18 protein-coding genes are annotated in these 20,987 nt (G+C 70.2%); 9 read left to right on the top strand and 9 right to left on the bottom strand.

What is annotated here, in order from left to right:
* Window positions 1-9 precede the first annotated feature (9 nt).
* Window positions 10-1,515, top strand: a complete 1,506-nt coding sequence (locus AMYNI_RS0137785; protein WP_020673319.1) for a GMC family oxidoreductase — start codon at window positions 10-12, stop codon at window positions 1,513-1,515.
* Entirely contained in the window at window positions 1,512-2,498 is a 987-nt protein-coding gene (locus AMYNI_RS46385; protein ID WP_020673318.1) for an AraC-like ligand-binding domain-containing protein, read from the top strand. Before AMYNI_RS0137785 ends, AMYNI_RS46385 begins: the two co-directional genes overlap by 4 nt.
* 56 nt (window positions 2,499-2,554) lie before the next feature.
* Here AMYNI_RS46385 and AMYNI_RS0137775 read toward each other — a convergent pair whose 3' ends face one another.
* A complete protein-coding gene (locus tag AMYNI_RS0137775) occupies window positions 2,555-3,397 on the bottom strand; it encodes an SDR family NAD(P)-dependent oxidoreductase (protein WP_020673317.1) in 843 nt (280 codons plus the stop codon).
* Window positions 3,398-3,654: 257 nt separating this feature from the next.
* On the opposite strand from AMYNI_RS0137775, the gene AMYNI_RS0137770 reads away from it, so the two are divergent.
* The 3 genes from AMYNI_RS0137770 to AMYNI_RS0137760 are packed head-to-tail and all read left to right on the top strand — an operon-like array spanning window position 3,655 to window position 7,328.
* Window positions 3,655-4,704 (top strand): ABC transporter permease, encoded by a 1,050-nt coding sequence (locus AMYNI_RS0137770; RefSeq protein ID WP_020673316.1) that lies wholly within the window; start codon window positions 3,655-3,657, stop codon window positions 4,702-4,704.
* A 15-nt stretch (window positions 4,705-4,719) separates the two neighbouring features.
* Window positions 4,720-5,796, top strand: a complete 1,077-nt coding sequence (locus tag AMYNI_RS0137765; RefSeq protein WP_020673315.1) for a sugar ABC transporter substrate-binding protein — start codon at window positions 4,720-4,722, stop codon at window positions 5,794-5,796.
* Complete coding sequence (locus AMYNI_RS0137760) at window positions 5,796-7,328, top strand: sugar ABC transporter ATP-binding protein (RefSeq protein ID WP_020673314.1); 1,533 nt, start codon at window positions 5,796-5,798, stop codon at window positions 7,326-7,328. Before AMYNI_RS0137765 ends, AMYNI_RS0137760 begins: the two co-directional genes overlap by 1 nt.
* Before the next feature lie 3 nt (window positions 7,329-7,331).
* Here AMYNI_RS0137760 and AMYNI_RS0137755 read toward each other — a convergent pair whose 3' ends face one another.
* Both AMYNI_RS0137755 and AMYNI_RS0137750 read right to left on the bottom strand, forming a co-directional pair.
* Window positions 7,332-8,225, bottom strand: a complete 894-nt coding sequence (locus AMYNI_RS0137755; RefSeq protein ID WP_020673313.1) for an alpha/beta hydrolase — start codon at window positions 8,223-8,225, stop codon at window positions 7,332-7,334.
* A 35-nt stretch (window positions 8,226-8,260) separates the two neighbouring features.
* Window positions 8,261-8,845, bottom strand: coding sequence for a TIGR03086 family metal-binding protein (locus AMYNI_RS0137750; protein ID WP_020673312.1), 585 nt, complete (start codon window positions 8,843-8,845; stop codon window positions 8,261-8,263).
* Between the two features lie 58 nt (window positions 8,846-8,903).
* Between AMYNI_RS0137750 and AMYNI_RS0137745 the strand changes: the two genes are divergently transcribed.
* Window positions 8,904-9,320, top strand: a complete 417-nt coding sequence (locus tag AMYNI_RS0137745) for a VOC family protein (RefSeq protein ID WP_020673311.1) — start codon at window positions 8,904-8,906, stop codon at window positions 9,318-9,320.
* Between the two features lie 27 nt (window positions 9,321-9,347).
* Here AMYNI_RS0137745 and AMYNI_RS0137740 read toward each other — a convergent pair whose 3' ends face one another.
* Both AMYNI_RS0137740 and AMYNI_RS0137735 read right to left on the bottom strand, forming a co-directional pair.
* Window positions 9,348-10,940, bottom strand: a complete 1,593-nt coding sequence (locus tag AMYNI_RS0137740; protein WP_020673310.1) for an ABC transporter substrate-binding protein — start codon at window positions 10,938-10,940, stop codon at window positions 9,348-9,350.
* A 40-nt stretch (window positions 10,941-10,980) separates the two neighbouring features.
* Window positions 10,981-12,939, bottom strand: a complete 1,959-nt coding sequence (locus AMYNI_RS0137735) for a hypothetical protein (RefSeq protein WP_020673309.1) — start codon at window positions 12,937-12,939, stop codon at window positions 10,981-10,983.
* Between the two features lie 215 nt (window positions 12,940-13,154).
* Between AMYNI_RS0137735 and pip the strand changes: the two genes are divergently transcribed.
* The gene (pip, locus tag AMYNI_RS0137730; RefSeq protein WP_020673308.1) at window positions 13,155-14,102 is read left to right on the top strand and encodes a prolyl aminopeptidase; all 948 of its coding nucleotides are present in this window, start codon (window positions 13,155-13,157) and stop codon (window positions 14,100-14,102) included.
* A gap of 3 nt (window positions 14,103-14,105) precedes the next feature.
* On the opposite strand, the gene AMYNI_RS0137725 is transcribed toward pip, so the two are convergent.
* Both AMYNI_RS0137725 and AMYNI_RS47610 read right to left on the bottom strand, forming a co-directional pair.
* A complete protein-coding gene (locus tag AMYNI_RS0137725; RefSeq protein ID WP_020673307.1) occupies window positions 14,106-15,056 on the bottom strand; it encodes an SDR family NAD(P)-dependent oxidoreductase in 951 nt (316 codons plus the stop codon).
* 39 nt (window positions 15,057-15,095) lie between these two features.
* Complete coding sequence (locus AMYNI_RS47610) at window positions 15,096-16,283, bottom strand: DUF6801 domain-containing protein (RefSeq protein ID WP_157357653.1); 1,188 nt, start codon at window positions 16,281-16,283, stop codon at window positions 15,096-15,098.
* A 403-nt stretch (window positions 16,284-16,686) separates the two neighbouring features.
* Between AMYNI_RS47610 and thrS the strand changes: the two genes are divergently transcribed.
* A complete protein-coding gene (thrS, locus tag AMYNI_RS0137715; RefSeq protein WP_020673305.1) occupies window positions 16,687-17,901 on the top strand; it encodes a threonine--tRNA ligase in 1,215 nt (404 codons plus the stop codon).
* Here thrS and AMYNI_RS0137710 read toward each other — a convergent pair.
* Both AMYNI_RS0137710 and AMYNI_RS0137705 read right to left on the bottom strand, forming a co-directional pair.
* Window positions 17,898-19,118, bottom strand: coding sequence for a winged helix DNA-binding domain-containing protein (locus AMYNI_RS0137710; RefSeq protein ID WP_020673304.1), 1,221 nt, complete (start codon window positions 19,116-19,118; stop codon window positions 17,898-17,900). The two genes, thrS and AMYNI_RS0137710, sit on opposite strands and share 4 nt — an antisense overlap.
* 25 nt (window positions 19,119-19,143) lie before the next feature.
* A complete protein-coding gene (locus tag AMYNI_RS0137705) occupies window positions 19,144-19,668 on the bottom strand; it encodes a GNAT family N-acetyltransferase (protein ID WP_020673303.1) in 525 nt (174 codons plus the stop codon).
* A 238-nt stretch (window positions 19,669-19,906) separates the two neighbouring features.
* On the opposite strand from AMYNI_RS0137705, the gene AMYNI_RS46375 reads away from it, so the two are divergent.
* Window positions 19,907-20,977 (top strand): NsdA family TPR-like regulatory protein, encoded by a 1,071-nt coding sequence (locus AMYNI_RS46375; RefSeq protein WP_483756899.1) that lies wholly within the window; start codon window positions 19,907-19,909, stop codon window positions 20,975-20,977.
* Window positions 20,978-20,987 lie beyond the last annotated feature (10 nt).

The following is a 20,987-nucleotide window of genomic DNA, read 5'->3' as shown; positions in this document are numbered from 1 at the left end:
GGAGGACCGATGTCAGCCGCTGAGCTCACCGCCGACTACATCGTGGTCGGCGCCGGTACGGCGGGCTCGGTGCTGGCCCGGCGCCTCGTCGACGCCGGCGCGCGGGTGCTGCTGCTCGAGGCGGGCGGCCCGGCCACCAACCCGGCCATCGACGACCCGCTGCGGATGCACGAGCTGTGGCATTCCACAGAGGACTGGGACTACTTCACCGTGCCCCAGCCGTCGGCCGCGGGACGGCGGCTGCACCTGCCGCGCGGGCGGGTGATCGGCGGGTCGCACGCGCTCAACGCCACCATCCACGTGCGCGGCAACCCGGCCGACTACGACCACTGGGCCGCGCTCGGCAACACCGGCTGGGCCTGGCGGGACGTGCGGCCGGTGTTCGAGCGGATCGAAAGCGGCCCGCTGCGTTTTCACACCGGTTTCGAGCCGGATCCCGTGCAGTCCGCCATCTTGGCCGCCGCGCAGGAGACCGGGATCCCGTTCAACCCGGACTACAACTCCGGCCGACAGGAAGGCGTCAGCACGCTCGCGCTGACCCTGGCCGACGGCCGGCGGTGCACCACCGCTTCGACCTACCTCACCCCGGTGCTCGACCGGCCGAACCTGACCGTGCTCAGCGGCGCCGAGGCGCACCGGCTGCTGTTCAGCGGCGGGCGGGTGTCCGGGGTCCGGTTCGCCCGCGCCGGCGAGCTGCTGGAGGCGAGCGCCGAGGCGGAGGTCGTGCTCGCCGCCGGCGCGCTCGGTTCGCCCGCGCTGCTGCAACGCTCCGGCATCGGCCCCGCCGACACGTTGCGCGCGGCGGACGTGCCGGTGCTGCTGGACCTGCCGGGGGTGGGACGCAACCTGCAGGACCACTGGCTGGTGCCGGTGATCTTCTCGGCCGAACGCGAGATCCGGCACCGGCCGGGGCTGCCGCATGCGCAGACCCACCTGTTCTGGCACAGCGGTGAGGGCCTGCCCGCGCCCGATCTGCAGCCGCTGCACTTCAGCGTGCCGCTGTACGAGCCGTGGATGTCCGGACCGCCCAACGGTTTCTCGTTGATGGCCGGCCTGGTCCGGCCGGCCGGCACTGGCACGGTGGCGATCACCGGGCCGGACCCGGCGCACGAGCTGCACATCGACCCCGGGGTGCTGGCCGCGGAGTCCGACCTGACCCGGCTGGTGGCGGCGGTGCGGCTGTGCCAGGAGATCGGGCACGCGCCGGCGCTGTGGGAGTGGGGTGCCGACGAGCGGTATCCCGGCCGCGCAGACCTGACCGACTACGTCCGGCGCGCCGTGCTGACCTACCACCACCAGGCCGGTACCTGCCGGATGGGCGTGCACGAGGACGCCGTCGTCGGCCCGGACCTGCTGGTGCGCGGGATCGACGGGCTGCGGGTCGCGGACGCGTCGATCATGCCGGCGGTCACCACCGGCAACACCAACACCCCGGCCATCTTGATCGCCGAACAGGCCGCCGCCCTGCTCGGTTGTCCCGGTTCCGAGGCAAGCCGCATCCAGGAGGTTCGATGACCACGCTCGTGCGCACCAGCGACGTACCGGCCAAGGAACGCACCGACCTGTGGCGGGCAGCGGCCTCCGAGGCTTACGTGCCGCTGGACATGCGGCTCGACGACGCCGATGCCTTCTCCGGCCGCATCCTCGGCCAGGTCTTCGGTGAGCTGCGCATCGGCGAGGTGATCGCCGACGCGCACCAGGCGCACCGGACCGGCAAGCTGATCGGCCGTCATGAGCAGCAACCGCACTACAAGCTGAGCATGCCGGTGCGGGGCTACTGCCTGGTCCAGCAGGACGGCAGGGAGGCTTCGCTGACGCCGGGTGACCTGGCGATCTACGACACCTCGCGGCCGTACACGGTGATCTTCCAGGACACCTGCCAGATGCTGACCCTGATGTTCCCGCGCCGCAACCTGCACCTGCCGGCGGACCGGCTGGCCGACATCACCGCGAGCCGGGTCTCCGGCCGGCACAGCGTGGGCGCGCTGCTGTCCCCGCTGCTGTTCAACCTGGTGTCCAGAATGGACGAGATCGACGGGGCGCAGTCGTTGCGGCTGGCGGACAACGTGGTGGACATGGTGGCCACCTTGTTCGCCGGCGAGCTTGGCGAGGATCCGGCGAAGATCGCGGTCGGGCAGCGCTGCCTGACGTTGCGGGTGAAGGCGTTCATCGAGGCGCACCTCGACGACACCGACCTGACGCCGGGCACCATCGCGGCGGCCATGCACATCTCGACCGGCTACCTGCACAAGCTGTTCCGGCGCGAGCACACCACGGTGTCCCGCTGGATCAGGGAACGCCGCCTCGAACACTGCCGCCGCGACCTGCGCGACCCCGGCCAGGCGGAACTGGCGGTGAGCAGCGTGGCCGCGCACTGGGGGTTCATCGACGCGGCGCATTTCAGCCGCCTGTTCAAAGCCGCCTACGGCCTCCCACCCCGCGAATACCGCATCATCAGCGAAGGCGACGCCAACATCCGCCTAGACGCCACCTCGTGAGTGACAGTGTCATTGCGGGACACCCGCACCCGAGTTCGTTGCCAGGGCAACACTTTTCACTCACGACCGCTGACCTGGGGATCTTCGTCGAAGGCGATGGTGGGCAGGTCGACCGCGCCCGCCCCGCCGTCGGCCACGACCACCGAACCGGTCAGGAACGAGGCGTCCGGGGACGCCAGGAAGGCGATCACCGCGGCGATCTCCGCGGCTTCGGCCGGACGGCCCAGCGGCGTATGTCTGGTCACCAACGCGTATGCCTCGGCGCGGTCGATGCCCTTCGCCGCCGCCAGCTCGTCCATTTCCCCGTCCGCCATCGGAGTGCGCACCCAGCCGGGGCACAGCGCGTTGACCCGCACGCCGTGCCGGCCGTAATCGCGAGCCAGCGAGCGGGTCAGGCCGATCAGCGCGTGCTTCGCGGTGACGTACCCGCATGCTTCCGGACCGGCGGCCAGCCCGGCGATCGAGGACACCACGACCACGCAGCCACGCCGCCGCTTCAGCTCGGGCAGGCATTCCCGGACCGTGACGAACGTGCTGGTCAGGTTGGCGTCCAGGCTCAGCTTCCAGTCCACGTCGGCGAGATCGCCCGCCGCACCGAGCCCGTGCCCGCCCGCGTTGGCCACCACGACGTCCATGCCGCCGAACCGTTCGGCCGCCACCGCGACCACGTCGCGCACCGCGGACTGGTCGGTGACGTCGGCCGGCACGATCACGGCGTTCCCACCCAGCTCTTCCGCCACCGTCCACAAGAGACTTTCCCGGCGGCCGACGAGCACCACGTCACCGCCTTCGGCGACGAACCGCCGTGCGGTCGCCGCCCCGATTCCGGTGCCACCGCCGGTGATCACCGCGACCTTGCCGGCCAGCCGCGCCGCCGAGTCGGAAGGAAAACCAGTCACCTGCGAACTTCCTTTCGTGGCGGGAAAAACCGAACCCCGGGCACCGAAGGTAGCCGGATGCTGCGCGCGGTGCGCGTCCGCACCATCGTGCCGTGAGCTGCCCGACAAGGAGAGTGCACACACTTACAAGTCGCTCACCGCCGCGCGGCCCAGGCTGTTCGCATCCGGCGACGAGGAGGCGAAATGACCGACACCGGCGGAGCCCCGGTCACGCGCGCCGACCGGGTGCGGGTGTCCCGCAAGACACAGGAGGCGAAATGACCGATCGGCTGGAGCGCGAGGAAACCGCGCCCCCGACGACCGACGGCGCGCGGCCAGGCTCCGGCCCGTCGGCGGGCTGGCTGCGCCGGCTCCCGCAGGCCGAGTCCAGCAGCGTGCTCGCCGCACTGGTCGTGCTCGTGGTGCTGATCGGCGTGCTGCAGCCGGGGTTCTTCAACCCCGCCCAGCTGCGCGACGTGCTGCAGGGCTCGATCTACGTGGCACTCGCCGCCGCGGGCATGTGCTTTCTGCTGTCCATGCGCGAGATCGACCTTTCCGTGGGCGCCAACTTCGCGCTGTCGCTGATCGCCGCCGCGTTGCTCATGCGATCCGGACTCAACCCCTGGCTGGCGGTGGTCGCGGGGGTCGCGCTCGGCGCGCTGATGGGGCTGGTGAACGCGCTGATCGTGCAGGTGGTGGCCATCCCGGCGATCGTCGCCACGCTGGCCACCATGCAGGTCTTCCGCGGGCTCGCGCTCGCGCTGGCGGACGGCCAGCAGGTCACCGGGCTGCCGCTGGACGACTCGTTCTTCACCGTGGTCGGCGGCACCGCGCTCGGGCTGCCGGCCGGGGTGTGGGTGCTGATCGCGGTCGCCGCGGTGCTCACCGTCGTGCTCCGGCTGACCCCGTTCGGCTACCGGGTCCGCTCGATCGGGTCCAACCCCGAGGCCGCCACCTACTCCGGCATCTCCATCGCGCGGACCAGGATGGCCGTGCTGGTGCTGGTCGGCGCGCTGGCCGGCCTGGCGGGCGCGCTGGGACTCGCCTTCTTCACCTCCGGTGACCCGAACGTGGGCGCCGGGCTGGAGTTGCAGGCGATCGCGGCGGCGGTCATCGGCGGCACGCCACTGCGCGGCGGCAGCGCCACCGTGTTCGGCGCGGTGTTCGGCGCAATCCTGCTCGGCGTGGTGGCCAGCGGGCTCGTCTATTTCGACATCCCGGCCAACTGGAGCTCCTTCGCCAGCGGAACGGTCGTGCTGCTGGCGGTCGCGGTGGACAGCCTGTTGCGGAGCAGGCGACGCGCACGCCGGAACGAATTCGGTCTCTAGGAAGGAAACCAGCTCATGGTTCTGCGCTCCCGTCCCGCACGGTTCGCCCCGCTGGGCGCCGCGTGCCTGCTACTCGTCACGGCCGCCTGCGGAGCCGCTCCCAGCGGCTCGGACGGGCCCAAGAGCGGCACTCTCAAGATGGCCTTCAGCTATGCGACGACCTCCCAGAATCCCTTCCAGGAGATGGCTTTCGGCGCGAAGGCCGGGGCTGAAGATGCGGGCAACGTCGATCTCGCCGAGAACGCGCCGCCGGGGATCAACGGCCCGGCGCAGGTCTCCCAGTTCCAATCCGCGATCCGCACCGCACCGGACGGCATCGCGTTGCAGACGCTGACCCCGGACCTGTTCGTCCGGCCGCTGAAGCAGGCCGCCGACGCCGGCGTGCCGGTGGTCTCGGTGGACACCGTGCCGCCGGCGGGCAGCGCCGTCGGGCTCTACGTCGGCAACAGCAACACCGATCTCGGCAGGCGGCTCGGCACCGAGATGCTCGCGCACATTCCCCCCGGCACCACCGGTGAAGTGGTGCTCGGCAACGACATTCCCGGGCTCGCGCTGCTCGAACAGCGACTGGCCGGGATGAAGGCGGTGCTCCAGGAGCAGCGGCCGGAGCTGACCATCAGCGGGCCGTTCAACTCCGGTTCCGAGCCGGCGGCGAACTTCAACGCCTGGAACGACCTGGTCAAGGCGCATCCGAACGCCATCGCCTATCTCGGTGCCGGCGCTTCGGACGCGGTGTCGCTGGCCCTGATCCAGAAGAACTCCGGCCGCCGGTTCCTGGTCGGCTCCTGCGACCCCGACCCGCAGGCGCTGCTCGGGGTGAAGGAAGGCTATGTGGCGGCACTAGCGTCCCCGGAACACTGGCTCAAGGGTTATGTCGCGACCCGTCTGCTGGCCGAGCACGCCAAATCGGGCAAGCCGCTGGAGCAGGGCTGGTGGAACACCGGCTCGCTGATCGTCAATGCCGCCAACATCGACGAGATCATGGCCAGGCAGGTCGACGAGAGCACCCGCAAGGCATGGTTCGCAGCGGAGGCGGCCAAGCAGGTCGCCGACCCGAAGCCGCACCTGCGGCCGCTGACCGAGGCGAACTGATGAACGTGCTCGACGTCCAGGGCGCCGGCAAGACCTACGGCGGTGTCGTCGCGCTGGACGACGCGAGCCTGAGCGTGCGCGCCGGCTCGGTACACGCGCTGCTCGGTGAGAACGGCGCCGGGAAGTCCACCCTGATCAAGATCGTCTCCGGCGCGGTGCGGCCGGACCGCGGCTCGGTGTCGCTCCAGGGCCGTGCGCAGACCTTCGCCTCCACCGCCGACGCGGCCGCGCACGGGGTGGCCGTGGTCTCGCAGGAGCTGAACCTGTTCCCCGACCTGGACGTGCTGGCGAACCTCTACCCGATGCGGGAGCCGAAACGGGGCCCCTTTCTCAGCCGCACCACGATGGCCGCCCGCGCCGCACCGGTGCTCGCCCAGCTCGGTCTCGACGTGGATGTCCGGCAACCGCTCAGCGAGCTGTCGCTGGCCCAAAGGCAGCTGGTGGAGATCGCCAAGGCGCTGCTCACCGAGCCCAAGGTGCTCATCCTCGACGAGCCGACCTCGGCGCTGGAAGCCGCCAGCACGGAACGGCTGGTCGGCATCCTGCGCACGCTCCGGCAGCGCGAGGTCGCCGTGGTGTTCGTGTCGCACCTGCTGGAGGAGGTGATGGCGCTCTGCGATGAGATCACCGTGCTGCGCGAAGGCCGCACCGCGCTGGCCGGCGCGGCGCGCGACGAGGTGGACATGACCTCGGTGGTGACCGCGATGCTCGGCCACCGGCGGGAGATCCGCCCGAAGTCCGCCCCGCCAGCCGACCCGGGGGCGAAAAGCCGGCTATTTGCCCGTAGTGCGGCCAGCGAGAGCGCGCTCGAGTTCGCGGAAGTCACCGTGCCGGGACGGCTCAGCGGCGCGAGCTTCGTGGCGGAACAGGGCGAGGTACTCGGTCTGGCCGGGTTGGTGGGTGCCGGGCACAGCGCGGTGCTGGAGGTGGTCGCCGGCCTCCGCCAGGCCACGGCCGGTAAGGTCCGGCTGCTCGGGGATGCACACGCGCCGAGGAACCTGCGAGCGGCCATCAACGCCGGCGTGGCACTGGTGTCCGGGGACCGTCAGCGGCTCGGGCTGATGTCCGACAAACCGCTGTGGGAGAACGTCGCCCAGGTCAGCTCGGTGGCGCTCGGCCGGGACGGCGCGCTGGTGCACGCCGCTGCGCTGCGCCGCAGGGCCGCCGACATGGCCGAACGGCTGCGCATCCGGGCGTCGCATGTGGACGTGCCGTGCGGGCTGCTCTCCGGCGGCAACCAGCAGAAGGTGGTGCTGGCCAAATGGCTGCAGGCGCGACCGCGGGTGATGCTGCTCGACGACCCGACCCGCGGGGTGGGCATCAGCGGCAAGGACGAGATCCACGCGCTGCTGCGCACGGTCGCCGCCGAGGGCACGATCGTGCTGCTCTGCTCGACCGATCTCGACGAGCTGGCGATGGTCTGCGACCGGGTGCTCGTCTTCCACCGGCAGACGCTGTGCGGCACGCTGCACGGCACCACCCCGCACACCATCCTGCACGCGATGAACACCGGCGCGCTGCCCGAGCGGTAGCGGTCAGCGCAGCAGGCTCGCCACCGCGTCGGCGAAGGCCGCGGGTGCCTCCTGCGGCACGTTGTGCCCCACCCCGGGCAGCAGCCGGTGCTGGTAGGGCCCGGTGAAGTACGCGCGATCTTCGGTCGCGCTCGGGCCGCCCACCCCGTCGTTCCCGCTTTCCAGCACCACGGCGGGCACCGTGATCACCGGCTCCTTCGCGATCAGGTCCTCCAACCGCTGATACCGGGGGTCGCCTTCGACGAGCCCGAAACGGTGCCGGTAGGAGTGGATCACCACGTCCACGAAGTCCGGGTTGTGCAGGCTCCGCGCGCTCGCGGGGAAGGCCGCGGACGCGCCGGTCCAGCCGGGCGACCAGGTGCGCCACAGCAGTTCGCAGAGTTCTTCGCGGTTGCGGTCCAGCCCTCGCCGCCCGCGCTCGGCGTGGAAGTAGTACTGGTACCAGTAGGTGCGTTCCCACTCCGGGCGCGTGGGCTCTCCCCCGTAGGCGAGGTTCTGCACGTTGTACCCGTCGACGGTGACCAGTCCGCGCACCCGGTCCGGGTGCAGCGCGGCCACGATGCACGCGGCCCGGCCGCCCCAGTCGTAACCTGCGAGCACCGCGCTGCCGATGTCCAGCGCATCCATGAACTCGAGCAGATCCGCGGCGAGCGCGGCCTGCTGCCCGGACCGGATCGTTGCGCCGTCACGGAACCGGGTCGAGCCGAAGCCGCGCAGGTAGGGCGCGAGCACGAAGGCACCTTCGTCGGCGAGAGCCGGGGCGACCTCATCGAAGGCACGCACGTCGTACGGAAACCCGTGCAGCAGGATCACCGGTATCGCGCCGGCGTCACCCGCGTACTCGTAGGCGACGTCCAGCACGGGGGTCTCGATCCGCCCCGACGAAGAGAAGGCCATTGCCCGATCCTTTCACGACCGGGCATCGACCCGGCTCAGCCCACCGGCCGCCAGCCGGGGTCCCGACCGGTCAGCCCGATCAGCCGGTCGATGGCCGGCGCTGAGGCCGGCACCGGGACCGGTGGCCCGAACAGGCCGGGGCTGCCTTCCGGGTTCTCCTCGGCGGAGGGACGCACGAAGTCGAAGGTCGCTTCCACCAACGGCTCCGGAGCACCGAAGTCCTGGCCGGTCGCCACCGCGAGGTCCCAGCCGTGCACGATCACCTCGTCGAGCGCGACCAGGCCCGCGACGTCGCCAGGCAGCTCTACCCCGCCGGCCGCGGTCATCCCGGTCCACGCGTCCTCCACCCGCCATGCCTGCGCGAGTTCCGCCAGACGCTGGGGAATGCCAGTGCGCCAGTCCGGCCGCAGCCCAGCCGCGTCCGCGGACGGGACGCGCCCCTCCGGGCCCGGCGTTGTCTTGGCCGCCGCCTCGGCGAAGGCGAGGCTCAGCCCGTCGACGTGATCGAGCAGGGCGCCGACCGTCATCTCCGGACACGGCGTCGGCGCGTCCAGCTGCTCGTCCTTGATGTTCTCGACAAGCCGCGCCAGCACGCTGGTGGCGGGTTCCAGGTCCAGCATCTCGCACCTCGATGTCCGTGTTCGATCAACGACGAGGTAGAGAATAGGGTCTGGTTCCGTGACCACAACCGACGCACCCGGCCAGCCTCAGATCTGGCCCACGCTGCGCTCCCCCAACCTGCGCCCGCTGATCGACTTCTACGTCGCGGCCTTCGGATTCGTCGAAACGGCCGCGTTCGCCGATGCCGACGGGCAGGTGCTGCATGCCGAGTTGGTCGGGCCGCGCGGCGGCGGGCTCATCCTCGGCCTGGAGGACGGCGGCTACGTCACGCCGTTGCCACGGGCGGCCATGCGCTGCTACGTGGTCGAACCAGATCCCGACGCCCTGTTCGCGCGCGCCGTGGCCGCGGGCGCCGACGTGGTCCGCGAGCCGTACGACGCCCCGCACGGTTCCCGCGACTGCGAACTGCGCGACCCCGAAGGCAACCACTGGCTCTTCGGCACCTACGCCGGCGCTCCCCTCCCGGGCAAATAGCCGGCTTTTTGCCCTTTCGCGGCCGGGTCAGGACGGGCAGCTGGCGGCCACGTCGGGACCGACCGGCACGCTGGTGACCCGTGCCGGCCGGTCTCCCGACGCCGGCGGGAGCGGGCAAACTCGCACGACCGGCGGCACGTCCACCCGGTTGCCGCTGTTGTCGAAGGTGATCAGACCACCAGCGCCCGGCACCGACTGGCCTGCCGAGGAGAAGCCGCTGATCGCGGTGTTGACCTGGCTGCGGTGCACCTCCTTGCTCGCCGGCAGAGCGCGCAACGCCGACGAGACGGTGATCAGCGCGTCGTAGGCGTTCACCGCCCAGCCCGCGTCGGCGTGCGAGAGGTCGAAACCCGCCTCGGTGAAAGCCTGCTCGAACACGGCGAAGTTGGGATTGTCCGGTGTCGCCCGGTCCGCGCCGCCGACCAGCGCGCTCACCAGCCGTACCTTGCCGGTCGTGAAACTGGTGGAGCGCAACGCCCGCACTCGCAGATCCTCCAGCACGGGGTCGAGTTCGGCCGCGCGCAACCGTTGCCCGTCCGACGTGCTCACCACGGTGACCGAAGACGCCGCGCACTGCCCGTTCGCGAACGCCTCGTCCAGGCTGTAGATGAGCCGGCCGAGGTCGCGACCCCGTGCGATGTAGGCGACCGTCACGTCCTTCGGCGCACCACAGACCCGTCTCGCGGTCTGCGGCACCGTGCTCGCCTCCTCGGAGTCGAACTTCACCTCGGTCACGTTCCCCCCGAACTGGCGCTGCATGACCGGCAGCGCAGTGCAGGTGTAGGGGTCCGAACCGCCGGTCGGCACCATGATGAAGTCGGGCCTGCCCGGAACGGCGGCACCGAGCCTGGCGATCTGCACGGAGCTGCGGAACGCGACGCGGTAGTAGTAGTCCTTGCCGATCCCCCGCGGATAGGTGATGTCCGGGTCGCAGCTGCTGTAGATGGGCTGGTCTTCACGGGACCCGCTCTGGTCGAACCCTTCCGCGGTGATCAGGTCGGCGACCATCGGGATCTTCGCCCCGGCCAGGATGTCCGCCACTTCGGCCGAACTCTGCTGGCTGAGCCCGATCCCGGCGACCGCCACCACCTCATCGCGCTCGGCCAGACGGCGGGCGACGCCGATCGGGTCGCCGTTCTCGCCGTACTCGCCGAGCTGGCCGACCACCAGACGCAGCGGGTGCAGGCAGCCGGTGCCGTTGGCCCGGAGCTGTCCCGCCGCCATGCCTTCCAGTTCCTGCACCGCACGGCCGCCCACGAACCGGTCGGTCATCGTCATCAGCACCCCGACCGTCACCGGGGTGCCGCTCGGGTCGCACTTGTCGGCCGCGGCCTGGTTCTGCCGGTCGATCACCCGCATCACCGGCGCGAAGGCGTCCAGGTCGAAGGCGTAGGGACCGGAACTGAGCCCGACGCACTGGTTTCCGGCCCGCCAGATGTCCCCGGTGGGGAACCCGTCGTTGCAGCTGAGCCGGCGCGACAGCCACGGCCCGCCCCAGATGCCCGCCACGGTGCCCAGCAGCAACACCAGCACCAGGCCGAGTCGCAGCCAGTCCGACCGGCGCCGGTGGAACCGCTTCGGATTGGGGATGAACCACAGGAGGAAACGGGGTGGGTTCAAGGTCGGATCCTTCCGGCGCGGGAAACAGCGAGACACCGGATCACAGGAACCGGTCTCCGAGGCGCTCGTAGCCTTCGTACAGCTGTGCGCGCAGAATGAACGGCGCCGGATCCCTGGCATGGTCGGCCAGCTGCCGGTAACCGTGCGCGGCGTGGGCGCGGAGCTTCTCCAGCGCCGTCCATTCGGTGACCAGTGGGCTGCTTTCCAGCGCCGGCAGCACGCCCAGCAGCCGGACGAGATGCCCGGTGGTCGTACCGGGCTGGCCGGTGCCCCGGATCGCGTCGAGATCCCGTTCGCGCGGATCGGCCGTCGCGATCACCTCGTCGAACAGGTCGAGCCACTCGTCCGAATGCGCTTCGGGAAGCAATCTGGCCAGTTCCGCGGCGACGGCCTCCTTCTTGCCCAGCAAGCGATCGTGGTGCAGGCCGCCGGCCAGGTCGTCCGGCCCGGCCGCGGCACGCAGGCATTCGAAGACGGTGGTCCATGCCGCCGCGCCGCGGGCTGCGAGCGCCCGCAGGCCCAGGTAGCGCACCAGCGGGTGCAGCCGCCGCTGTTCGCTCGCGCCGGCCGGGGACCACAGCGTCGGCGAGATGAACAGGGCGGAGTCCACCCCGACCGGCGGCGGCAGCAGCGGGGCCAAAGCCTTGGCCTCCAGCCGGTTCCGCGCGGCCGCCAGGGTGATCAGCGCCTCCAGCAGGGTCTCGTCGGCCAGCTTGTGCGCGTTCAGGCCGCGGACGAACGGGCGCAGGAGATGGCGTTCCACCAGCACGTCCGGCTCCGGTCCCAGCCCGCGCAGCACCTTGTCCAGGTCGTTCACCAGCCGCGGCTCGGTGTTGAGCTTCTCCAGCACGAAAGCGGTCGCCTCGGCATGCCCGCGGGTGAGCCGGTAGACCGCGGACGCGATCGCGCTGGTGCCGAGGTCGTCCGGCCAGAGCTGGTTCCTGGTCAGCTGGAGGACGTGCTCGGAGTGCAGGTCCGCCAAGGACATCCGGAGCCAGAGCCCCGAGGTGTCGGCCGCTGCGACCGGCTTCGTCTCGTCCCAGTGCGCGGGCGGGGGCAGCCACCGGGCCAGCGCGCCGGTCAGCGTGCCGTTGCTGGTGGTGACCATCGTCAGCGGATCGGGCAGCTCGCTCTCCGGGTTGCCGGGAGTGGCCGCGATCGCCTGCCGGACCCGGAGCAGGGAGCTGGTGAACGACATCGCGGCCGGGGTGTCCCCGTCGTCGAGCAGCACCAACACGTTCGCCGGGCGTCCGGTGGTGCGGGCCAGGCTGTGCCGCAGGTCCGCGAGCAGGGCGGCGACCAGCAGGTCGTCCACGTCGCGGCGGACCGACGGGTCCTCGCTTCTGGACTGGGCGCTGAGCCGGAGCAGCGCGCGCTCGGGGTCGAAGTTGCGGCCCTGGCCCTGATGTCCGAACCAAGACAGCGCCGCTTCGCTCCAGGTGAACCGCACCATCCACCGCGAGCGTTGCAACCTGGCCACCACGCCCTGGGCGATCCGGTCCGCCGTCGCGGGCGCGATCGCCGCGGCACCGGGCACCTTGATGTTCTCCGCCAGCGCGCCCGCCGCCCGGACGAGGTCGGCGACGAACCCGATCAGCGCGGTCCGGTCCTGATAGGTGTTGAGCCGTTTCCGCAGGCCCTCCAACGCTTTCCCCGGGTCGACCCCGGTGGTCTTCTCGGCGAGGGCGATATGCGCGAGCACGACCCGGGGAAACGCCACCGTGTATCCGGGAGCGCCGAGGCTCAGCCCCAGCATGACCGCGGCCAGCACCGGGCGGACCGCGCTGTCGCCGTCGCCGTCGAGTTCCAGCGGGCGCACCAGTACCGCGGGGGTCTGGTCCGTCCACCTTTCGAGCGCCTGCTCCAACACCGCCGTGCGTCCCGAGCCGCCGCACCCTTCGAGCACCAGCACCGGCCGCGTTTCGCCGGGGCCGTCCTCCGCGGGCACCTTGACGACCTGATCGATCAGAGCGAGCAGGCTCGACCGCCCTACGAACACCGTCGTCCTCCCTCGGCGCCTGCGCCCCACCCGGATCGAGAAGGGTAGGACTTTAGCCGGAAGACCCCATTCCCACGAGCAGCTTCATCGATATCAGTCCGCTGGAAGAACCTTTGACAGCAGAATCACCCATTCGTCAGAGCCCCTTGCGGACGATGGATGTCGTAGCGCTAATATAACAGCACTGTTGTACCTGTGTCCGAGGGAGAGCCGGGATGTCCGAGCCGCTGTACCCGCCGATCGAGCCGTACCAGCACGGGATGCTCGACGTCGGTACCGGAAACCGGATCTACTGGGAGGTCTGCGGAAATCCCGACGGCAAGCCCGCCGTGTTCGTACACGGCGGGCCCGGCTGGGGAAGCCTGCCGGTTCGGCGACGGTGCTTCGATCCGGAGCGCTACCGGATCGTCCTGTTCGACCAGCGCGGGTGCGGCCGCAGCACACCGCACGCGAGCGACCCGACGACGGACATGAAGCACAACACCACCGAGCACCTGCTCTCCGACCTGGAACGGCTACGCGAACACCTTGGCATCGAGCGCTGGCTGCTTTACGGCGGCTCCTGGGGTTCCACCCTGCTGCTCGCCTACGCCGAGCGGAATCCGCACCGGGTATCGGAGATCGTCATCTCCGGAGTCACCACCAGCCGTCCTTCGGAGATCGACTGGCTTTACCGCGGCGCCGCTAGGTTCCGGCCCGAACAGTGGGAGCAGTTCCGGGCCGGTGCCGGTGCCGGCCCCGGTGACGACCTCCCCACCGCCTACGCACGGCTCATCGAGGACCCCGACCCCGACGTGCGCACCCGGGCCGCGAACGCCTGGTGCGCCTGGGAAGACGCGCTCAACTCCCCCGGCCCGAACGCCTTCGGCAGCCGCCCGCACGCGGACCGGCTGGCGATCGTCCGGATCTGCGCGCACTACTTCTCACACCGCGCGTGGCTGGAAGACGGCGCACTGCTGCGCGACGCCGGACGGCTGACCGGCATTCCCGGCGTACTGATCCACGGCCGGCTCGACCTGAGCAGCCCGCCGCACACCGCCTGGGAACTCGACCGCGCCTGGCCGGACGCCGAACTGGCCATCATCGACGACTCCGGCCACACCGGCAGCGACACCATGCGCCACCGGATCCGCGACGCGCTCGACGGTTTCGCCCGGCAATAGCAATCAGGCGAAGGCGTTGACGCCGGTGAGTTCGGCGGAGAGCGTCCACAAGCGAGCGGCCTGCGCCGGGTCGATCGCGTAGTCGCGAACACCCGCGCGAAGGCCGTCGGCAACGGCGAGTTCGGCGACGTCGCAGTCCTCGCAGTAGACCCCGCCCATTCCGTCGAGCCGGCTCGAAGTCGCCGCCCAGACCTGCGTCGCGGCGCCCTGTTCCGGGGTCTTCACGTGCCCCATCGGGTCACCGGACTCGTCGAGGGCGCCGAGGTCGATCAGCTCCTGCCGGTCCAGGTGCCGCCCGAGTTTGGTCAGGATGCTGCCGGGGTGCAGGGCGAACGCACGCACTCCCCTGGCCTTGGCGAGGGCGTCGAGGTGCACGGCGAACAGCACGTTGGCGGTCTTCGCCTGGCCGTACGCCTGCCATTTGTCGTAGCCGTCGCCGAACTGCAGGTCGTCCCAGCGGATATCGGAGAAATGGTGGCCCCTGGAGGACACCGAAACCACCCTGGCGCCGGGGGCGATCGCCGGCCAGAGCCGGTTGACCAGCGCGAAATGGCCGAGGTGGTTGGTCGCGAACTGCGCCTCCCAGCCGGGGCCGACCCGCGACTCGGGGCAGGCCATCACCCCGGCACTGCCGATGAACAGGTCGATGCCCCGCCCGGAAGCCAGGAAGCGCTCGGCGAAGGTGCGGACGCTGTCGAGGTCGCCGAGATCGAGCTCATCGACCTCCACTCCGTCGATGCCGGTGAGCGCCTCCTCAGCGATGCCGCGGCGCCTGGCGGGCACCACCACGTGCGCGCCGGCCAGGGTCAGCACCCTGGTCGTCTCCAGGCCGATACCGGAGTAGCCACCGGTCACGATCGCGAGTTTCCCGGTCAAATCGATGCCATCCAGGACTTCGGCCGCGGTGCTGGCGGCGCCGAAGCCGGAACCGATCTTGTGCTGAGGTGTTGTCATGGCACCGACGCTAAGCGCTGGAGCGCGCTCCAGCGCAAGTCACTTCGGCTTGCAGGTGGCGACGCATTCCATGGTCAACGTGGTGTACAGGGTGTTCCCCGGTCCGGAGACCAGCCCGGTGAGCAAGGGGTCGAGGTCTTCGGTGACGCCGCAGCCGGTGAACGGCGGGAGGTCGAACGTGGAGACGAACTCGCCCTTTTCACCCACCTTCAGCGGCAGGCTGCCGCGCAGCGTGGCGGACATCGGCTCGACGGTCCGGCAGTCGGCGCCAACGTCCAGCGGCACACCGTCGACCCGCACGTCCCGCAGCCTGATCACCTGCTTGATGGTCAGGTCTATCAGTTTGTCCTTCATCATGCCGGTGGCAGGCTCGGGTTGTTCGAGGGTAGCCAGTGCGGTCGTCGGCATGAAGCTGAAGGCGATGAAGCGGCCGTTCGCCGGCGGCAGTGCGAGGGTTCCGTTCAGCTTGCCGCGGTCGGCCGGGTCGCCGCCCGGCGGCACCGACAGCACCACCCCGCCCTCGAACCGGCCCTGCGGGAACGCCAGGTCGGAGTTCAGCTTTCGCATCGTGGCCTTGGCGTCGACGAAAACCCGTAGTGGCGAGTATTTCAGTGGCGTCGCCGCCGCGCGCACGGTATCCGGCAGGGCATTCACCGAAACGCCGCCGGGCACTTCGCCGGTGTTCCTGGCCGGGGGTCCCGTCACCGTGACGGTGAAGAGCTGGTTGTCCTGCCCAGGCTCCGGCGTGCAGGTCACATCGGTGAGGGCCAGGCCGGCCGTCACGAGTTCGAAGGTGGCCGGTCCCGGCACGGGCACCGAAACCGGCGGGACCTCGGCCCGCACCGGGATCCGCAGTTCGCCGGAGCCGGGCAGGGTGACCACCGGCAACTCCAGCGGTCCGATCGGGATGTCCTGTCCGCCACCGCCCTGACGCACCCCGAGCCTCGCCTCCACGGCACCGCGCACCTCCTGCACCCCCGCGTCCCGCAGCGCGGTGACGGTCGGTTCGGCCAGTACCACCGTCAGCACCGCCCCCGCCGGCTGGATCGGCATCCCAGGGGAAACGGTCTCGGGGAAGTTCGCGACGAACTCCACCGGCACCACGGCCGTCACCTCGCCGGGGAACCGGCAGTTGTTCGGCACCGTGCCGGCCCCGGTGCCCGCGCTCGCCGATCCGAAGCTGAGCAGGGCACCGCACAAAGCCAGCACCACTCCGGTAATGCCCACTCGAATGGTTCTTCGGACCCGGGAAGACAGCTGTCGTGTGCGCATACGAGTATCCCCAAGCATCGACGAAGACATCGCTTTTCAGTCGATGCCGGACTTCTCTCGCGCCTTATCGCCACCACAAACCAGGCCGTTACCCTTTTTCTCGGACAATGACGGATCATCAATTCTTTGTCATCGCCGGACGAGCCACCACCGCGCCGGACCGGCCGCACGGCACAAGAAAAAGGAGAAGGCGGTTCGGGCCGCGTCTGCTAGTGTCGGCACCATGAAGCGCGCTGCTGACACTACGACGCCGGAGAATGTCCCGGCGCGCTGAGAACTGTCTTGGTCCGAAGCCCCGGGGCGAGTGCCCCGGGGCTTCGTCGTGTGGTCACTCGCCTCAAGTCCCTGAGGAGACACCATGCCTGACCACCGCAAGCTCGGCCGCGAGCTGGGCCTGTTCGACACCGACCCGCTGATCGGCGCTGGACTGCCCTACTGGCTGCCCGACGGCGCGATCGTGCGGCACGCGCTGGAGGAGTACATCCGCGACGCCGAACGGCGCGCGGGCTACCGGCACGTCTACTCGCCGGTGCTTGGCAAAAGGGAATTGTACGAGATTTCCGGGCATTGGTCGCACTACCAAGAGGATATGTTCCCGCCGATGAACCTCGGGGGCGAACAGGTCGTACTGCGGCCGAGCCTGTGCCCGCACCACGCGCTGATCTATCGTTCCCGCGCGCACAGCTACCGCGAACTGCCGCTGCGGATCGCCGAGCTGGGCGGCATGTACCGGGCGGAGCCGTCCGGGGTGCTCGGCGGACTCACCCGGGTGCGCGCGATCCAGCTGAACGACGCGCATATCTTCTGCACCCCGGACCAGGTCGCCGGCGAGGCGCAGGCGGCCTTGCAGCTGATCCGCGAGGCGTATCGGGCGCTCGGTATCCACCCGGCGCGCTACCGGCTCTCCCTGCCCGGCGCCGGCGGGAAGTACGTCGCCGACCCGTCGCTGTGGCAGCGCGCCGCCGCGCTGCTGGCCGAGGTGCTCGACCGCTCCGGCCAGGAATACGAGGCCGTCGAAGGAGAAGCGGCGTTCTACGGCCCCAAGATCGACGTTCAGGTCGCCGACAGCGCCGGCCGCGAGACCACCCTGTCCACCGTCCAGATCGACTTCCACCAGCCCGAACAGTTCGACCTGCACTACGTCGGCAAGGACGCCGCGAAGCACCGGCCGGTGATGGTCCACCGCAGCATCATCGGCAGCGTGGAACGGGCCGTCGCCCACCTGATCGAGCAGCACGGCGGCGCCTTCCCCGGGTGGCTCGCGCCCACCCAGCTGGTGCTGCTCCCGATCGCGGAGGCCCAGGTACCGCAGGCCGAACAGCTGGTGCGGCAAAGCTCCGAACTCGGCCTGCGCGCGGAGATCGCCGGGCCGGAGCACGGCAGCCTAGGCGCCCGCATCCGAGCCGCCCGGCTGGTGCCCTACCAGGCGGTGATCGGCGCCAAGGAGGCCGAGCACGACCAGGTGGCCCTGCGACTGCGCGACGGGAACCGGATCGACGCCCGGCCCGCGACCGAAGTGCTGGCCCGCATCGACGCACTCGTCAAAGCACGCAGCACCGCGCTCTGGGACTAGGAATCGAACGCGACCTCCACCGACGAACAGCCGCGGATCGATGCCACGCCCTCGGCTTCGGTGTCGATCGCCTTGCGCTGGGCTGCGGTCAGCGAGTCGAACGCCGTCACCGTGAGCGTGAGCTTCTTCCCGTTCTTGCGCGGCCGCCAGGTCGCCACCAGATGCCCGTCGCACAGCACCGTGCCCGGCTCGCCCACCGTTTTCCAGATCTCGCGGTGCAACCGCTTGTCCGGCACCAGTGACTCCCGGTCTCGCAGTTGCACGAGCGGGTCCCGGGGCGGGAGCAGCCGGACGCCGTTCGCCTCGGCCGGCGAGCGCAACGCGGGAACGTCCTCGGCCAGCAGCGAGCGAACCCGGCCGTGCACGCGCACCTCGCTGATCTCGTCCTCCACCAGCTTCCACCATGGAGCCGCGTCCTTGGCCGCGACCCCGAGCCAGGCGGCGAAATCCGCGGCGGTGGACGGCCCGTAGCAGTGCAGATAACGGCGGACGAGCTCAGCACGGGCCACCTCGGCCTCGACCGCGGGCGGCCGGGCGTCGAGCCACTCGTCGACCAGTACGAAAGGCAGCTTCTTCCCGTCCCGGTGCGCGAAACAGACGATCTGCTCGAGGGTGAGGATCCGCAGGCAGAAGTGCACCACGGCTTCCCCGAGCGGCTGGCCCTTCGCGTGCGGTCCCTCCTCGTCCCAGGTCTTGCGCGCCGTCTTCGGCAGCTCACCGGCGACCGCCTGTGCCAGCTCAGCGCCGAGCTCGTTGATGGCCAGCCGCCGGCCGGCGAGCACGTCGCGGATCTTCGACTTGGTGAGGTCGGTGACCTCGGCGAGGCTCAGTTCCAGCTTTTCGAGTGACTGCTCGACACCCAGGATGAAGTGCCGTCGCGCGGATTCTCCCGGCGGGAGCACACCGGTGGTGAAGACAGCCAAATCGGCGGTCGGGAACACGAAGGGCGAACCACGCATGCTCCAGGTGTGGAACAGGCCGCGGTCTTCGACGGCGTCAGCGATCGTGTCGGGCCCGACGTCCGCGACCCTGGCGTGCAGGGCCAGTGCCGCCGACCCGGGTGGACTGTCCTGCAACGCGCAGTTCCCGGCCGCGTCCAGCGTGGAGCCGGCAGCCAGCCGCTCGTTCAGGTGCTGGGCGGCGACGCGGAACGCCAGCACGTTCTCGTTCCCGACCTCGAGCGGACCGTCCTTCGTACCGCCTTTCCCGCCTGGCACGCGTTCGCTCCTTCGCTCTCGACGTTCAGGTCAGCTCGCCCTCGAGCAGACTCATCAGGATCTCATCGTGCCACCGGCCAACGCCGCGGAACGACTCGCGGTGCCTGCCGTCCTCGCGGAAACCGACCTTCTGGTAGACGTGCACTGCCGCCTCGTTCTCCGCCACCACCCACAGCGCGATCGAGTGCAGCCGCATGACCTCGAAGCCGTACCGGCACAGCGTGCGCATCGCGTCAGTGCCGTAACCGCCGCCCCAATAGTCCTTCTCACCGAGGTAGATATCGAGTTCGGCACGCGCGTTCTCGGGACTCGCGTCCCGCAGGTCGATGGTGCCGATCAGCTTGCCCTCGGCCAGCGTCTCGATGCCGAACTCGACCTTCTGGTAGGAGTTCGGCTCGCGCTCGGCGAACCGCTTGCGGATCTGCGCGAGCGACTCGTGGTAGTCGGCGACCAGCCAGCGGCCCACTTCCGGATCGTTGTGCCAGCGCCAGAAGGCATCGGCGTCCTCGGGCTCCAGCGGTCGTAACAGGACTAGCTCCCCGGTCAGCATGCTCGTCATCATGCCCGACCGCGCGGCGGGACGCAGCCCACATTTCGGACGCACGTGCTGATGCCGTGTACAACGGCACGGGCATTCGAACTGCCGTTGAATCGGCGCCCCGAACAGTTCACCCGACCAGCGGTTCCGGGATCTACTGGACAGTTTTTATGGTCAATTCCGCACCGGGAAAGCCGTCGAGTTCACCGGATTGGGGAGTTTGGGGCAGCTGGTTCCCGGTAATCCTGCTATGGCGAAGGGAGCACCTTGTCCCGTTAACCGTGCAGAATTCACCCGTGAGGCCATCATGAACAACAATCCTGTTCATGGCGACAATACCGAATCCGATGATGGGCCGAAGGCGGCATCGTATGAGCCTTTCGGGTCAGGCCGCATCGGGATATCCGATGTGCACCGGCTGGCCGGCGCCATCGTGGAACTGCGGGCGGTGGACTACCAGCACGGCGGCGGAGCCTGCGGGCACACCCTAAGCACATTGCTGGCCGGTGCGGAACGAATGCTCGCCGCCGACGTCTCCTCCGGTACCACGGTCGACCGGCTGCGGGTGGTGACGGCCGACCTGCACAACCTGACCGGCTGGGCCGCGTTCGACACCGGCAGGCTCGGCCGGGCCTGGCGCTGTTTCGACCGGGCACTGGAGCTGGCGCGCCACACCGGTCGCCAAGACCTGGTCGCCAACATCCACTACCGCCGTGGCCGGGTGCATCTGCACCACCACGCCCCCGAGCAGGCGCTGGCCGAGTTCCAGCTCGGGCAGGCCGCGGCCGGCCCTTCCGGTTCTGCGCTGGAGATGAGCATCCTGTATGCCAACCAGGCGTGGGCATACGCCGTCCTTGGCGACGCCGGACAAGCGCTGACGCTGCTGGGCAAAGCGGGCGAGCAGTTCGCGCTGGCCGAACGCGCCGAAGCGCCCTCGTGGGCCGGTTTCTTCAACGAAACGGATTTCGCCGCGATGACCGGCATCGTGCACGCCGAACTCGCCCGCAGCGCCGACCCCGCCTACGCCACCACCGCGATCGGGCCGCTGAGCACCGCCACCGCTGCCTACGGCCAGGACATGGCCCGCAGCCGGACCTTCACCCTCACCGCACTGGCCACCGCGCACCTGATCGACGGCGACCACGACGCCGGGGTCACCACTGCGGTACAGGCACTCGAACTGGTGGGCTCCCTCACCTCCACCCGCACCCGCGACCGGATGCGCCCGCTGAAAACCGAAGCCGACAAGCATCCCGCCCACGCCCACACCCGTGAGCTGTCCGAGCAGCTCGCCACCGCGACACGTGCCCCCGGCCGATGAGGGCGGTACC

Source organism: Amycolatopsis nigrescens CSC17Ta-90 (assembly GCF_000384315.1).
Taxonomy (GTDB): domain Bacteria; phylum Actinomycetota; class Actinomycetes; order Mycobacteriales; family Pseudonocardiaceae; genus Amycolatopsis; species Amycolatopsis nigrescens.
Note: the sequence above shows the minus strand (reverse complement) of the source record. Positions and strands in the feature narration are given on the sequence as shown.